Raw genomic sequence first — 13838 nt, forward strand, 5'->3', positions numbered from 1 at the left:
GAGGCTTGAAACCGGGAAGGACGCATGCAGCTACAGGCCATCATATATTTCAACGAACTGGTGCGTTCGCGCTCCATCCGCCAGGCCGCCGAGGCGCTCGGCGTTTCGCCCATGGCCGTTAGCCGCCAACTGGAGAATCTCGAAGCCTATTTCGACGCGCCGCTGGTGGAGCGCGGCGCGCGCGGGATCGTGCTGACGGCGGCAGGCAGCCTGCTTGCCGAACGCACGCTCGGCGTGATCCGCGACCTTCAAAGCGCCCGACAGGTGATTGACGACCTGCGCGACCTGAAGGCCGGCCATGTCTCGCTGCATGTCAACGGCGCCGTGATCAGCGCGATCCTTGCCCCGGCGCTCGCCGAATTCTATGCGCTCTACCCGGCAATCTCGATCGCGGTGACGGTCTCGTCTGCCGAGGCCGCGATACGTGCCGTTGCGGCCGGCGAAACCGACCTGGCGGTAACGATGTTCTCGCCAAAGGATGGCGAAACGGAGACGCTGTTTGAACTGCCGGTTCTGCACCAGCCCGTGATGTCGCCCGACCATCCGCTCGCCGCCTGCGAGACGGTGACGCTCGAGGCCATCCGCGACCATGCCGTGGCCATGCCGGATCGCGCCTTCAGCATCCGCCGCGATTTCGACGCCCGCCAGCGCGACGCCGGGTTCGAGCCGATGGCCGCAACCTTCGAGACCTCGTCGCTTGAACTGCAGAAGGAACTGGCGCGCAGCGGCGCGGCCATCCTCATCCTGCCGGCGATGACCGTGACCCGCGAGCTCCGCGAAAAGGCGCTGACCGTCCGCCCCTTCGAGAAGCGCGCCGAGATCGCCACCGACATCAGGCTGATCCGTACTGACGGGCCGACGCCGACCTTCGCGGCGAAACGCCTGGCCGACTTTCTCAAGACATTCCTGTCCGCCCATGACGAACTCGTTCAGCCGGGGGACTGAGAGCACCAGTGAAACGATTATCGTTACACTGATTAAAATTTATATGTTAACCGTTTACACATCGACCGCGATCACGATATAGACCCTCCCAGTTTGATCCACGGGAGAGGATTTCCAACCATGAACAGACGTTTCGGCGCCCGAGCCCTTCTTGCAGCTTCCGTCTTTACCGGCCTCATTGCCTCCGCTCCGGCCTTCGCCGAGACAAAGACGGACCTCGTTCTCGCCATGAGCACCGAACCGACCGGCCTCGACCCGACGGCTGCGGCTCCCGTCGCTATTGGCCAGGTCGTGTGGCAGAACGTCTTCGAGGGCCTGGTGGCCATCAACGAGGACGGCGCGATCGTGCCGCAGCTTGCGAGCGACTGGACGGTCTCCGATGGCGGCCTGACCTACACGTTTGCTCTTCAGGACGGGGTCACCTTCCACAATGGCGAAGCATTCGATGCGGAAACTGCCAAGTTCACCATCGAACGCATCATCGCCGAAAATTCCGTCAATCCGCAAAAGGCGCTCTATGGCGCGATTGAAAGCGTGGAAGCGCCCGATGCCGGGACGCTTGTGCTGCATCTCTCCCGGCCCGCCTTCGACCTCCTCTACTGGCTCGGATTTCCTGCCGCCGTGATGGTGGAACCGACCAGTGCCGAGACCAACGCTATCGATCCGGTCGGAACCGGCCCCTTTGCCTTTGCCGAATGGCGCAAGGGCAATGAGGTGAGCCTTGCCGCCTATCCCGGTTATTGGGGCGACAAGCCGGCGCTCGAGAACGTCACCTTCCGCTTCATCGCCGATCCGCAGGCCCAGGCTGCTGCGCTCAATTCCGGCGGCGTCGACGCCATTCCCGAATTCACCGCGCCCGAACTCGTGAGCCAGTTCGAAACCAAGGGCGATTTCGATGTCGTGCTCGGCACGACCGGCATGGAGGTCGTCGCCGGCATGAACAATGCCGAACCGCCCTTCGACGATGCCCGCGTGCGCCGGGCGTTGATGATGATGCTCGATCGGCAGGCAATCGTCGATGCCACCAATTCCGGCTTCGGCACGCCGATCGGCAGCCATTTCTCCCCGTCTGATGCCGGTTATGAGGACCTGACCGGCGTTCTGCCCTACGACCCGGAAGCAGCAAAGGCGCTTCTGGCCGAGGCCGGCTATGGCGACGGGCTCTCCTTCACCATGAAGGTGCCGAACCGCACCTATGCCGAGCGCGCGGCGGAAATCATGCAGGCCTATTTTGCGCAGGGCGGCGTGACGATGACGATCGAATCCTCGGAATTCCCGGCGACATGGATCAAGGACGTATTCAAGGACACCAATTACGACATGACCATTATCGGCCATGCCGAACCGCTTGATATAGGCATCTATGCCCGCCACCCCTATTACTTCAATTATGACAACCCCGATTTCGACGCGACCATGACCGACATCGCCAACGCGACGGATGAGGACGCCCGGCTCGAAGGCTATCGCAAGGCCCAGGAAATTCTGGCCGAAGACGTGCCGGCGCTCTTCCTTTACGCCTGGCCCAAGATCGGTATTTTCAAGACCGGGCTTGAGGGCATGTGGGAAAACGAACCGGTGCCTTCCAATGATGTGACGGACGCCCGCTGGAGCGAATAGACTTGGCGCAAGCCGCAGGACTTTCAAAACGCAGGAAGGGCGCGCCGGCACGGCTGGCGCGCCGTTTCGCCTTCTTGCTCGCAAGCCTTCTCGCCGTCTCCTTCCTCATCTTCGCGGTGATGGCGGCCGTGCCGGGCGATCCGGCGGAGATCATGCTGGGCACGTCGGCCGCTCCCGATACGCTTGCAGCGCTTCGCCACCAGCTCGGCCTCGACCAGCCGTTTCTCCTTCGCTATCTCGACTGGCTTTTCGGCGTGCTGACGGGCGATCTCGGCAATTCCTACACCTATTCCACACCTGTCGGCGCCCTGATCGCCGAACGGCTCGCCGTCACGCTCCCTCTCGCGGGCCTTGCCATCTTCCTCTCGCTGGCAATCTCAGTGCCGCTTGGCGTGCTGGCCGCAGCAGATCCCAACGGCCCTGTCGATCTCGTCGCCTCGTTCTTCGCCCAGATCGGCATCGCCGTGCCCAATTTCTGGATCGGGCTCCTGCTCATCCTCGGCGTGGCGCTCACCTTCGGCTGGTTTCCGGCCGGTGGATTTCCGGGCTGGGAGGCCGGATTTCTGGCTGCCCTCAACGCGCTCGTGCTGCCGGCAATCGCGCTCGCCATTCCGCAGGCCGCGGTGCTGACGCGCGTCACCCGCACTGCCGTGCTCGAACTGACCGGCGAGGATTTCGTCCGCACCGCCCGCGCCAAGGGGGCAACGCCGTCCTACGCGCTCTGGCGCCATGTGGTCCCGAACGCGCTGATCCCGGTCGTCACCATGCTCGGCCTGCAGATCTCGGTGCTGATTGCCGGCACGGTACTGGTTGAAAACGTCTTCGCCCTGCCGGGAATGGGCACGCTTGCCTATCAGGCGCTCTCCCAGCGCGACCTGATCGTGGTGCAGAATGTCGCTCTCTTCTTCGCGGCGATCGTCATGGGGCTGAACTTCGCCGTCGACGCGCTCTATGCCGTCATCGATCCGAGGCTGAGGCGATGAAACGTCTTCCCCTTTCCCTTCTGGTCGGAGGAGCGATCACCGCGCTCTTCGTGGCGGCGGCAATCCTCAGCCGCTTCTGGACGCCCGTGGACCCGACCGCGATCAACATCCCGGCCCGGCTGAAACCGCCAGGTCCGGGCGGTCTTCTGGGCGCCGATCATTTCGGCCGCGACGAGGCCTCGATGATCATGGCAGGCGCCTGGACCTCGCTCAGCATCGCCTTTTCCGGCGTTTTCATCGGCGGCGTTTTCGGCACTGCGCTCGGCACGGTGGCAGCGGCCCTGCGCGGCCGTTTCGAGGCCGTGGTCATGCGGGTAAACGACGTGATCTTCGCCTTCCCGCCGGTGCTCTCGGCCCTGCTGCTTGCCGCCGTCCTCGGCGGCGGGCCGGCAACGACCGTCACCGCCATCGCGCTGTTCATGGTGCCGGTCTTTGCCCGGGTCACGCGGGGTGCCGCCCTGCAGATTGCCGCGCGCGACTATATCCTCGCCGCCCGCATGGCTGGAAAATCCGGCCTGCGCATCACGCTCGAACATGTGCTTCCGAACATTGCGGCGCAGATCATCGTGCAGTTCGCCATCCAAACGGGGCTTGCGATCCTGACGGAAGCGGGGCTTTCCTTTCTTGGCCTCGGCGTCTCGCCGCCAACCCCATCCTGGGGGCGGATGCTGGCGGAGGCACAGACCTACCTTACCGCCGCGCCGCATATGGCGCTTGCCCCGGGCCTTGCCATCTCGGCAGCCGTTCTCGGCCTCAATCTTCTGGGCGACGGGCTCGGCGAGATGACTGATCCGCGCCGAAGGAGCAGCCGATGATGCTCGAGGTCGAAAACCTGAAGGTCCGGTTCAAGACCCGCGACGGCGAACAGGCGGTGCTCCACGGCATCGACCTTTCGCTTGCGCGCGGCGAGACGCTCGGCATTGTCGGAGAAAGCGGCTCGGGGAAATCCATGCTGGCGCTGGCGACGATCGGGCTTCTCCCGCGCGGCGCCTCGGCCACCGGAGAAATCCGCCTTTCCGACGAGAACCTGCTTCGGCTTTCCGAACGGCAATTGAGCGCGATCCGCGGCGCGCGGATCGGCATGATCTTCCAGGAGCCGATGACCGCGCTCAATCCGGCCATGACCGTCGGCAGCCAGATCGCCGAAGCCTTGAGGCTCCATCGCAGGATTGCCCGCGGCGTGGCGCGGCAGGAAGCGATGCGCCTGCTGGAGATGGTGCAGATCGCCAGAGCGTCCGCCAGAATAAACGCCTATCCGCACGAACTTTCGGGCGGCGAGCGCCAGCGCGTCGGCATCGCCATCGCCCTCGCGCTCAAGCCAGAGCTTTTGATCGCCGACGAGCCGACAACGGCGCTTGACGTCACCGTCCAGGCGGAAATCCTCGACATTCTCGATGAGTTAGTGCGCGAGCTCGGCATCGGCCTGTTGCTGATCTCCCACGATTTCGGCGTCATTGCCCGCATGGCCGACCGGGTCGCCGTGATGCATGACGGGCGCGTGATGGAAACAGGCAGCGCTGAAGACGTTATCCGCCGGCCGTCCCATTCCTATACGAAGCGCCTGCTGTCATCGCTGCCCCGACGGGTGCGTGCCGGGCTTGGAGACGGCTCATGACCCCGCTTCTGCGCACCGAAAACCTCACCCGCCACTATGACAGCGACGGTCCCGCTGCCCTCGACAATGCCTCGATCAGCCTTCAGGCAGGCGAAATTCTCGGCATTGTCGGCGAAAGCGGGTCCGGCAAATCCACACTCACGCGTCTCGTCATGGCGCTCGACAGGCCGAGTTCGGGCACTGTGTTCTTCGAGGACCGGCAGATCACCGCGCTTTCCGAACGGCAAGTCCGTCCGTTGCGGCGCGATTTCCAGATGGTGTTTCAGGACCCCTACGGCTCGCTCGATCCGCGCCACACCGTCGGCCGGATCATCGGCGAGCCGCTCGGCCTAGAGGACAACGCCCCGCGTGGGGCAAAACGGCGGGAGAGGATAACCGCTCTTCTGGAAGAGGTCGGGCTGAAGCCCGGCGATATCGACCGCTATCCGCACCAGTTCTCCGGCGGCCAGCGCCAGCGCATTGCCATCGCACGCGCGCTCATCACACGGCCGAAGCTGCTGGTTGCCGACGAGCCGACGTCCGCCCTCGACGTCACGGTGCAGGCCCAGATCCTGAAACTGCTTCTCACGATGCGGGCGGACCACGGCCTCTCGATCCTGCTGATCACCCACGATATCGGCGTGGTCGAGGAGATCTGCGACCGGGTGGCAGTGATGCAACAGGGCAAGATCGTCGAATCAGGAAGCGTGCGTGAGGTGCTGGACACGCCGCAAGAACCCTATACGCGTCGCCTGCTCTCTGCCGAGCCGACGCTTGCACGGCTCAGGCGGCCAACATGAAAAAGCCCGGCCTGTTGGTCCGGAGGCCGGCCTTTCAGGGCGCACATCAGCGGCGATCTTCCTGGTATCCTCACGCTTTCTCCTCGAGTATTTCGCAGTCAGATGGCAACATCTGACTGCGAAATGCGTCAAAACAAATAGATAGAGTGAGATCGGCGGTGCAAAAGGGGCCACGGAAGCGGCGGAATAAATAGGTCGCGGGCGGAGTAGATTCCAGCCACCTATTTTCCTTCTGCAATGAGCGCAGGAGGGACAGAGGATTTACGCTGTCAATCGGCGTTGTAATGGGACCAAATTCAGGCGTCCAGAAGGCCCCTCCCTTGGGTTGCACTCGGCGCTCAGCGCGCGCGGGCCCGGAGCCACCAATTTAGCATAGAGGCCTTCGGGCGCGGGTTGTTTGGCTTCTTCGGCTATAGCTTTGAGAACGGTTTCTGAAGCGCCAGGATTCGTTTCCGGTTTCGATGATCTCGCGGTGGTGCGTGAGCCGGTCGGGGATCGCAGTTCACCTCTATCGACTTCACGGCGGTGCTGAAGAACGCCGAAATCGCCATCTCTATGGGTGGCAAGGGGGCGTGGCGGGATATCGTCTTTGCCGAGCAGCTCTGGCGGTCGATTAAATACGAGGAGGTCTATCTCCACGCCTACAAGACTGTGTCTAAGGCCCGCGTTGGCATCGGTCGCTATCTGACCTTCTGCAACACCCGACGCTCGCATTCATCCCTTGACCGGCAGACGCCGGATCAGGCCTACTTCAACGCGCTGGAACCAATGAAGTTGGCAGCATAATCGAGGCGGAAAGCCACTTATCAAACGCCCGAAACTGTTTAGACAAACCGAGCCACCTCTCCACTGCCTTGAACGATGACGTCTTGCGCGAAGAGGCGACACAGACAATTCGCGCGCTGATAGAGGACGTGCGGCTGATCTCTGAGGACGGCCAGCTGGTGATCGAACTGATCGGCGTTCTGGCAGGTATTTTGTCGTTGGGCGAGAAACAGCAAAACCCCTCCAGCGCGGCTGAAGGGGTTCGACAATTAACACTGGTTGCGGGGGCAGGATTTAGACACTGTTTTGTCCGGCCGTGAGGCCTTCTACTTCTTCAGTATCTCTTGCAAAGGAAGGTCCGCAGCGCGCGACGACGACGATAAATGTCACATCGAAGTTTGTGGTCCGGCCAGACCCTCGCTCCCAGATGTTCGGTCCCTGCACTTGATGGATTGGGTTGACCTCAGTTCTTCAGGCCTCTCTGTCCACCTCTCGCAAATGAATTCGTATGGGGCGGGCCGCTCCGTCAATCGACCAGCGCTTGCTGACGCAACGTCAGCCCGTCCTTGTCGAAGCGATGCAGGTTCCTGGGATCGAAGGAAAGTCCGATGCTCGCCCCCGGCTCCGGCGCTTCCTGGCCTTCAGCCAGCACGAGAAATGTCCCGGCGCCTTCCACCGCCACATGCAGGAGCGAACTGCCGCCGGTATATTCGCTGAGGATCACCTGTCCGGTCAGCATGCCGTTCTCCGCCACCATTCGCAGATGCTCGGGCCGAATGCCGATCCTGTCGGCATCGCCGACAGTCACCCCTGCCGCTTCAAGCGCCGGCGCAACGACCCTTGCGTCGCAGACATTCATTTTCGGGCTGCCGATGAACTGCGCGACGAACACATTGTCCGGGTGCGCGTAAAGCTCTTTCGGCGTGCCCACCTGCTCGATCAGCCCATCGCGCAGGACCACGATACGGTCGGCAAGCGTCATCGCCTCGATCTGGTCGTGGGTGACATAGATCATCGTGTTGCCGAGCCGGCCATGAAGGGCGGCGATCTCGGCGCGCATATGGACCCTGAGTTCCGCATCGAGGTTCGAAAGCGGTTCATCGAACAGGAACACGTCGGGATCGCCGACGATCGCGCGACCGATCGCCACGCGCTGCCGCTGCCCGCCGGAAAGTTCGCGGGGATAACGCTCAAGCAGCGTTTCAAGCTGCAGTGTCTTTGCCGCAGCGTCGACCTTGCGGGCGATCGCGTCCGGCTTTTCCTTGCGCACCTTGAGGCCGAAGCCCATATTCTGGCGGACCGTCAGATGCGGGTAGAGCGCGTAGGACTGGAACACCATGGCGACGCCGCGCTTTGCCGCCTGCACCTCGTTCATCCGACGCTCGCCAATGAAAAGGTCGCCGCTGGTGATATCTTCCAGGCCTGCAATCATGCGCAGGAGAGTGGACTTGCCGCAGCCGGAAGGCCCAACGAAAACGATGAACTCGCCGTCATGGATGTCGAGGTCGATACCGTGGATGACCTCGGCCTTTCCGAAGGACTTGGTTACGGTGTTGAGCTTGAGATTACTCATGTCATGCCTTTCGGTCCCTGAGGGGCTCAGCCCTTCACTCCGGACATTGCGAAACTTTCGATGATCTGCCGCTGCGCGATCAGGTAGACGATCAGGATCGGCACCACGGCGAGGCTGGTGGCGGCAAGCTGGAGATGCCAGAGCGGCGCGCCATAGGGATCGGTGAAATTGGAAAGCGCCAGCGGCAGCGTGAATTTCTCCAGGCTGGACAGGAACACCAGCGGCTCGAGGAAGAGGTTCCACGAAAACAGGAAGGTGATGATCGCGACCGCCGCGAGAGCCGGCTTCGACATCGGGATCGCGATCTTCCACCAGATGCCGAACCGCGACAGGCCATCCATCTTGCCGGCTTCCTCAAGCTCCTTGGGAAGCGAGACGAAATATTGCCGCATCAGGAAGGTTGCCATCACCCCGTGCGGACCGAAAACCGGCAGCACGATCAGGGGAATATGGGTGTCCATCACGTTCAGCCATTTCATCAGGAAGAAATTCGGAACGATCGTCACTTCCTCCGGCACCATCAGCGCCGACATCAAGAACAACATCAACAGGCCCGCACCGGCAAAGCGCATGCGCGCCAGCGCGTAACCCGCCAGCGAGGAAATGAAGAGCGTCAGTCCCGTGACCGCAAGCGCGATATAGATCGAGTTGAAATACTGGCGCGCGAAGGGCTGGTACTCGAAGACCTCGACGAAGTTGGTCCAGCGCCAGACCGTCGGGATCAGGCTCGGCTGGCCGAAGATCTCGTTGGCGTTCTTGAACGCAGACGACAGCATCCAGAGGAAGGGAAATATGAACGGCACGGAAACCACGCCGAGCGCGACTACCCAGCAGATTTTCGATATTTTGCGGGCCTGGCCGGTTGTCAGTTCCATCACGCCGATCCCTTCTGCCTGAGCATGACCTGCACCAGCGTCAGCACCAGAACGATCACGAACATGATCATGGCGAGCGCCGAGGCGTAGCCGACATTGAAAAACTCAAAGGCCTGCTGGTAGATGTAGAAGGCAAGCACCAGCGTGCCGTTTTCCGGTCCGCCGCCGGTCATCAGATAGATGTGGTCGAACACCTTGAACGAGCCGATCGTGGTGATGACCATGATGATCAGCGTGCTCGGCGCCAGAAGCGGCCAGGTGACCATGGTGAAGATCTGCCAGCGACCGGCGCCCTCAAGGCGGGCTGCTTCCTCATAGTCTCGCGGAATGGCCTGGAGCGCTGCGATGTAGAGGATCATGTTGAGACCGACCATTTTCAGCACACGCGTGACGATCACGGCGGCCATCGCCCAGTTCGGCTCCCTGAGCCAGTTCGGGCCGTCGATCCCGATCAGCGCCAACGTCTGGTTGACGGCGCCGGCTTCACCCTGAAGCAGGAATTTCCAGACGATCGCCCAGGCAACGGCGGAGGTGACGACCGGCGCGAAAAACGCCGTGCGGAAGAACACCACGCCCCTGCCCGGCCGGCACAGCGCCAGCGCCAGTGCCAGCGCCAGCGCCATGTTGAGCGGCACCAGTCCTGCCGCGAAAATCACCGAATTGCGAATGACGTGCCAGAAATCGGGGTTGACCGTCAGCGCATCGGCATAATTCGCCAGGCCGACATAGGTCATCTTCTGACTGAGCAGGTTCCACTCCGACAGCGAATAGATGACCACCGCGATCAGCGGGCCAAGGAAGAAGATCAGGAAACCGACGACCGTGGGACTGACGAACAGCCATCCCTCGAACATCTCCCTGCGGCGAAGGGTCAGCCACGGCACGCGTTGCGCCGTGGTCCCGTTTTCATTGGGGCTCGTCATTCCGTCTTACTCAAAGCTGGTTTTCGATCGACGCGCAGACAGCCTCAAGCGCTGCCGGCACATCGGCATCGGCCCGCCACAAGGCATCCATGCGGGGCTTCATGGCGGCATAGATCTGCGCATAATTCGCATGGCTCGGAAGCACGCGACCTTCTTCGATCGCCTCGCTGACATAGGCCATCTGCTCCGGCGAGATCAGCTTGTTGGCCTCGATGAAGGTGTCGCTTTCCAGCACCGACTTGCGCGCCGGCGGGAAGAACTGCGACATGGTCTCGGAGTTTTCCGGGTTTGTCATATAGGCGATGAATTCCTTGGCCAGATCCTTCTGCTCACCCTGGGAGAACACCACAATGCCCGCCTGACCGATGACCGGCGATGCACCCGCCGGACCCGTCGGAAGCGGGGCGATGCCCCATTCGAAACCGGCATCGGCAAGACGCGATGCGCGTGAAATCTGGTTGATCGTCATCGCAGAATTACCGGAGAAGAAGTCCCCGACCTCGCCGGGCGGAACGATCGACTTGTCGTCGAAAACCATGTCGTGGAGCTGGGTGACTGCGGCGACGGCTTCAGGCTTGTTGAAGCCGCATTCGCCATCCTGCCAGGCAAAGCCGCCATAGGCGCGGATCGGCGGCATCAGCGCATGCATGATCCGCGAATCGTAACCTTGGCCGTCCTTGAACTCGAAACCCCATTTGCCGTCATTGGCAGCCGTCAGCGCCGCTGCGACTTCCTGGAATTTCTCCATGTCCCACGCGCCCTTTTCGGCAAGCTCGGCCGGCGTTTCGAGACCGGCGGCCTCGAACATGTCCTTGTTGTAGTAGATCATGAAGGGCGAGGTCGAGAACGGCAGGCCGTTGATGACCTCGCCGTCGGTCCAAAGCCCCATGGCCGGCTCGGAAAAGTCTGCCAGATCGTAACCATCGGTGGCTTCCAGCGCAGGGCGCAAATCCTCGATCACGCCCGCCTCGGCAAAACCGGGCGTCACGTCTTCGAACATCCAGCCAAGATCGGGCGGATTGCCGCCGGCAAGCTGGAATGTCAGCTTCTGGGTATAGTCGGCCGCCGGGATGGTCTCGTACACGACCTTCACGTCCGGATGGGTTTCGGTAAAGCCTTCCGCGATCGCATTGAACATTGCAAGATGCGCGTCATTGCCGGTCCACAACGTGAACCGCAGCTCCTCCGCCGACAGCGATCCGGCAGCAAGCAGACTTGCGGCGGCCGTCGTAAAAAGAAGTGATTTCATTCTCATCGGGTTCTCCTCCCTTGATTGCATTTCTTCACTGCAATTCCTTCTGCCCGTGATCGTCGGGCAGAACACTGACCGGCGGGACAGGCATGCCCGCGACATCGCTCGCAAACATGAAAACCGCACCGGCAAGCGGCTCGTCAGCGGCGGTCCTGCCTTCGGGCAGGATCGACATGCTGGTGACGCAGATCGTTTTCAGGTCGTGGCCGCAAAAGGCCAGTTTCGTCGGGCGACTGACGGGCAGATCGATGTGAGCAAGCACTTCGCCTTCCGGCGAGAGGCGCGTGATCCGCCCCGCATCGATGCCGGCAAACCAGTAGCAGCCCTCGACATCCATCGCCGCGCCGTCCACACGCCCCTCCTGCGGGCGATGGAACACGCGGCGGTTGGAAAGCCGCCCGGAACCGCGATCAAGATCAAAGGCCCAGATCGTGTTGACCTCGGGATGGCTGTCAGCAAGGTAGAGCGTCGTTCCTTCGGGTGAGACGGCAAGCCCGTTCTGGGTCTGCAATCCGTCGAGTTCGGCAACGCCGCCGCTGCGGTCGAGACGGAACAGCCTGCCCGGCACGCCGGATGCGCGCGGTTCGGCCAGCGATCCCGTCCAGAACCGTCCGTCAAGATCAACGCAGCCATCATTCATGCGCCAGCCCGCATCCGGCATGGCCGGGCTCGCGATCGGCAACAGGCTGCCATCGCCCGCAAGCCGATGCCAGCCGGTCCCGGCCGCCACGATCAGATCCCCCTCGAGATCGCGCGCCAGCGCTGAAGGGGAAATATCGAAAGACAATGTGGTGACCGGCCCGCCTGCAAGAGGCATGCGATGAAGCTTTCCCGCCGGAATATCCACCCAGGCGACCTCCCCGCTCTCGGGAAGCCAGAGCGGACCTTCGCCGACGATATCGGGCGACTTGTGCAGAACCCTGATTTCGGGCGCGCGCATCATGTGCGCTCTCCCGGCAGACCGCCCGGCGCGTCGCCGAGGCTCCATCCGCCGTCGACGGGCACCGTTGCGCCGGTGATATAGGCGGCCTGATCCGAGCAGAACATCAGCACCGGCGCGACGCAATCGTCCGGCCTGCCCTGACGGCCCGCCGGGATCTTGGCCGTTACGGCGTTGCGGAAATCGGGATCGGCGTAGCGGGAAGCGGTGCGCTCGGTCTCGATCGCGCCGGGCGCGATCGCGTTCAGCGTCACGCCCGATCCGGCGACATCGCGGGCGATGGCGGCAAGGGCGGTATATTGCGCGGATTTCAGGGCGGCATAGACCAGCGTCTCGGCGCGCGGGCGCGCGGCCATGATGCTGCCGACCGCAACCACCCGGCCCCAACCGCGTTCCGCCATGGGCGGCACCAGGGCCTGGCAGAGCGTCAGGAATGACGTGAAATTGGCCTCGACATGACGGTTGACGGTTTCCTCGGTAACGGACTGCCAGGGACCGCGCTGCTCGATAGCAGCATTCGCAATCAGGATGTCGAGCGGTCCGCCTTCAAGCACCCTGGCGGCAAGCCCTGCCGCCGCTCCGGCTTCGGTAAAATCGGCCTCATGCGTTTCAGCCGCGGCGAGCGTCTCGCGCGCTCCGGCAGCGCCGTTCAGGTGGTGCAGGACGACGGTCGCGCCGGCGGCATCGAGCGCGCGCGCGATGGCGCGCCCGATGCCCTGATCGGCACCGGTCACAAGTGCGCGCCGGCCGGAAAGGAAACGCGGGTCAGTCATCGTCATCCGTCTCCATCTGATCGGCGACCTCGAAGGACGCGATGTCCGCGGCCTTGTAGTGATCGTCGATCATGCGGACGGCTTCTTCGACATTGCCATCGCGGATGGCGGCATAAAGCGCCTCATGCCGGGCGACGGTGCGGTCCCAGTCCTCCGCCGTCCTGTTGGACCGGCGCGAGAACAGTTCCGAGACCTCACGCTGGACAGAGCGCAGCCCCTCGCCCTGCATCCGGATCATGGAGTTGCCTGTGGCTTCGGCCATGCCGAGGTGGAAGGCAATGTCGGCCTCGATGAACAGCTCCGCCTGACCCAGCCCCTCGCGCATGGCTTGCGCCGCCTTGGCCATCTGCTGCACGCCTTTTTCGGCGCGGCGCTCTGCGGCCAGACGGGCAATGCCGCTCTCGAAGAGGTGGCGCATCTCGTTGGCCTCGCGCAGGCGGGTCAGGCTCGAGCGCACGGCGTAGCCATATATACGGTCAAGCGGCTCCCCGGTGATGGCGGTGGCGCGGGCAACCTTGCCGCGCTGCGTCTGGATCAGACCGACGCCGGAAAGCTGCCGCAGCGCTTCGCGCGCGATCGGCTTGCTGACACCGAATTCACGCGCGATCTCACCCTCCGAGGGGAGCGGATCGCCGGGCGTGATGCGGCCGTCGAAAAGCGCGGCAGCAATGACATCGGATACCGCATCGGCAAGCCGCGGCGGCGTTGCCAGCTTGGTCGCGAAAAAGGGCTTTTCTGTCGGAGCGTCAGTCATGGTTCCATCCTTCGATTGGCTGAGGGGTACCATGGCTTCAC

14 protein-coding genes and 2 pseudogenes are annotated in these 13838 nt (G+C 62.9%); 8 read left to right on the plus strand and 8 right to left on the minus strand.

The window, feature by feature from the left end; genetic code table 11:
* The first annotated feature begins 24 nt into the window (after positions 1–24).
* From GGR30_RS09660 to GGR30_RS09685, 6 genes are all read left to right on the plus strand, one after another.
* Positions 25–945: a LysR family transcriptional regulator gene (locus GGR30_RS09660; protein WP_183485502.1), complete on the plus strand. Its 921-nt coding sequence runs from the start codon at positions 25–27 to the stop codon at positions 943–945.
* Between the two features lie 120 nt (positions 946–1065).
* Entirely contained in the window at positions 1066–2565 is a 1500-nt protein-coding gene (locus tag GGR30_RS09665) for an ABC transporter substrate-binding protein (RefSeq protein WP_183485505.1), read from the plus strand.
* A gap of 2 nt (positions 2566–2567) precedes the next feature.
* Positions 2568–3548: an ABC transporter permease gene (locus GGR30_RS09670; protein ID WP_425488346.1), complete on the plus strand. Its 981-nt coding sequence runs from the start codon at positions 2568–2570 to the stop codon at positions 3546–3548.
* The gene (locus GGR30_RS09675) at positions 3545–4363 is read left to right on the plus strand and encodes an ABC transporter permease (RefSeq protein WP_183485508.1); all 819 of its coding nucleotides are present in this window, start codon (positions 3545–3547) and stop codon (positions 4361–4363) included. Before GGR30_RS09670 ends, GGR30_RS09675 begins: the two co-directional genes overlap by 4 nt.
* Entirely contained in the window at positions 4360–5163 is an 804-nt protein-coding gene (locus tag GGR30_RS09680; protein ID WP_183485511.1) for an ATP-binding cassette domain-containing protein, read from the plus strand. Before GGR30_RS09675 ends, GGR30_RS09680 begins: the two co-directional genes overlap by 4 nt.
* Entirely contained in the window at positions 5160–5942 is a 783-nt protein-coding gene (locus GGR30_RS09685; RefSeq protein ID WP_183485514.1) for an ATP-binding cassette domain-containing protein, read from the plus strand. Before GGR30_RS09680 ends, GGR30_RS09685 begins: the two co-directional genes overlap by 4 nt.
* Before the next feature lie 367 nt (positions 5943–6309).
* Here the strand turns inward: GGR30_RS09685 and GGR30_RS23225 are convergent.
* Positions 6310–6444: pseudogene (locus tag GGR30_RS23225) on the minus strand (ATP-binding protein); the annotation flags it as partial.
* Here GGR30_RS23225 and GGR30_RS09690 point away from each other — a divergent pair.
* Positions 6432–6728: pseudogene (locus GGR30_RS09690) on the plus strand (integrase core domain-containing protein); the annotation flags it as partial. The pseudogenes GGR30_RS23225 and GGR30_RS09690 overlap by 13 nt on opposite strands.
* Before the next feature lie 83 nt (positions 6729–6811).
* Entirely contained in the window at positions 6812–7027 is a 216-nt protein-coding gene (locus GGR30_RS09695; protein ID WP_210287997.1) for a hypothetical protein, read from the plus strand.
* A 206-nt stretch (positions 7028–7233) separates the two neighbouring features.
* Here GGR30_RS09695 and GGR30_RS09700 read toward each other — a convergent pair whose 3' ends face one another.
* From GGR30_RS09700 to GGR30_RS09730, 7 genes are read right to left on the minus strand one after another with little or no spacing between them, the layout of a single operon-like run.
* Positions 7234–8280: an ABC transporter ATP-binding protein gene (locus GGR30_RS09700; protein ID WP_183485520.1), complete on the minus strand. Its 1047-nt coding sequence runs from the start codon at positions 8278–8280 to the stop codon at positions 7234–7236.
* A 26-nt stretch (positions 8281–8306) separates the two neighbouring features.
* Positions 8307–9149 (minus strand): carbohydrate ABC transporter permease, encoded by an 843-nt coding sequence (locus tag GGR30_RS09705; protein WP_183485708.1) that lies wholly within the window; start codon positions 9147–9149, stop codon positions 8307–8309.
* A gap of 5 nt (positions 9150–9154) precedes the next feature.
* Positions 9155–10078 carry a carbohydrate ABC transporter permease gene (locus tag GGR30_RS09710; protein WP_183485523.1) on the minus strand — a complete coding sequence of 308 codons (924 nt, stop codon included), beginning with the start codon at positions 10076–10078 and terminating at the stop codon, positions 9155–9157.
* Between the two features lie 10 nt (positions 10079–10088).
* The gene (locus tag GGR30_RS09715; protein WP_183485526.1) at positions 10089–11327 is read right to left on the minus strand and encodes an ABC transporter substrate-binding protein; all 1239 of its coding nucleotides are present in this window, start codon (positions 11325–11327) and stop codon (positions 10089–10091) included.
* Between the two features lie 34 nt (positions 11328–11361).
* On the minus strand, positions 11362–12273 hold the full coding sequence (locus GGR30_RS09720) for an SMP-30/gluconolactonase/LRE family protein (RefSeq protein WP_183485529.1): 912 nt from the start codon (positions 12271–12273) through the stop codon (positions 11362–11364).
* Positions 12270–13043 carry an SDR family NAD(P)-dependent oxidoreductase gene (locus GGR30_RS09725; RefSeq protein WP_183485533.1) on the minus strand — a complete coding sequence of 258 codons (774 nt, stop codon included), beginning with the start codon at positions 13041–13043 and terminating at the stop codon, positions 12270–12272. Before GGR30_RS09725 ends, GGR30_RS09720 begins: the two co-directional genes overlap by 4 nt.
* Positions 13036–13797 carry a FadR/GntR family transcriptional regulator gene (locus GGR30_RS09730; protein ID WP_183485536.1) on the minus strand — a complete coding sequence of 254 codons (762 nt, stop codon included), beginning with the start codon at positions 13795–13797 and terminating at the stop codon, positions 13036–13038. The genes GGR30_RS09725 and GGR30_RS09730 overlap by 8 nt, the downstream gene beginning before the upstream one ends.
* Positions 13798–13838 lie beyond the last annotated feature (41 nt).

Source organism: Martelella radicis, from assembly GCF_014196625.1.
GTDB lineage: Bacteria > Pseudomonadota > Alphaproteobacteria > Rhizobiales > Rhizobiaceae > Martelella > Martelella radicis.

Excerpts from the sequence above, each read along its gene's own strand:
- GGR30_RS09725 (WP_183485533.1), bottom strand. The coding sequence starts at position 13,043 with ATGACTGACCCGCGTTTCCTTTCCGGCCGGCGCGCACTTGTGACCGGT.
- GGR30_RS09730 (WP_183485536.1), bottom strand. The coding sequence starts at position 13,797 with ATGACTGACGCTCCGACAGAAAAGCCCTTTTTCGCGACCAAGCTGGCA.
- GGR30_RS09715 (WP_183485526.1), bottom strand. The coding sequence starts at position 11,327 with ATGAAATCACTTCTTTTTACGACGGCCGCCGCAAGTCTGCTTGCTGCC.
- GGR30_RS09665 (WP_183485505.1), top strand. The coding sequence starts at position 1,066 with ATGAACAGACGTTTCGGCGCCCGAGCCCTTCTTGCAGCTTCCGTCTTT.
- GGR30_RS09700 (WP_183485520.1), bottom strand. The coding sequence starts at position 8,280 with ATGAGTAATCTCAAGCTCAACACCGTAACCAAGTCCTTCGGAAAGGCC.
- GGR30_RS09685 (WP_183485514.1), top strand. The coding sequence starts at position 5,160 with ATGACCCCGCTTCTGCGCACCGAAAACCTCACCCGCCACTATGACAGC.
- GGR30_RS09675 (WP_183485508.1), top strand. The coding sequence starts at position 3,545 with ATGAAACGTCTTCCCCTTTCCCTTCTGGTCGGAGGAGCGATCACCGCG.
- GGR30_RS09720 (WP_183485529.1), bottom strand. The coding sequence starts at position 12,273 with ATGATGCGCGCGCCCGAAATCAGGGTTCTGCACAAGTCGCCCGATATC.
- GGR30_RS09680 (WP_183485511.1), top strand. The coding sequence starts at position 4,360 with ATGATGCTCGAGGTCGAAAACCTGAAGGTCCGGTTCAAGACCCGCGAC.
- GGR30_RS09710 (WP_183485523.1), bottom strand. The coding sequence starts at position 10,078 with ATGACGAGCCCCAATGAAAACGGGACCACGGCGCAACGCGTGCCGTGG.
- GGR30_RS09660 (WP_183485502.1), top strand. The coding sequence starts at position 25 with ATGCAGCTACAGGCCATCATATATTTCAACGAACTGGTGCGTTCGCGC.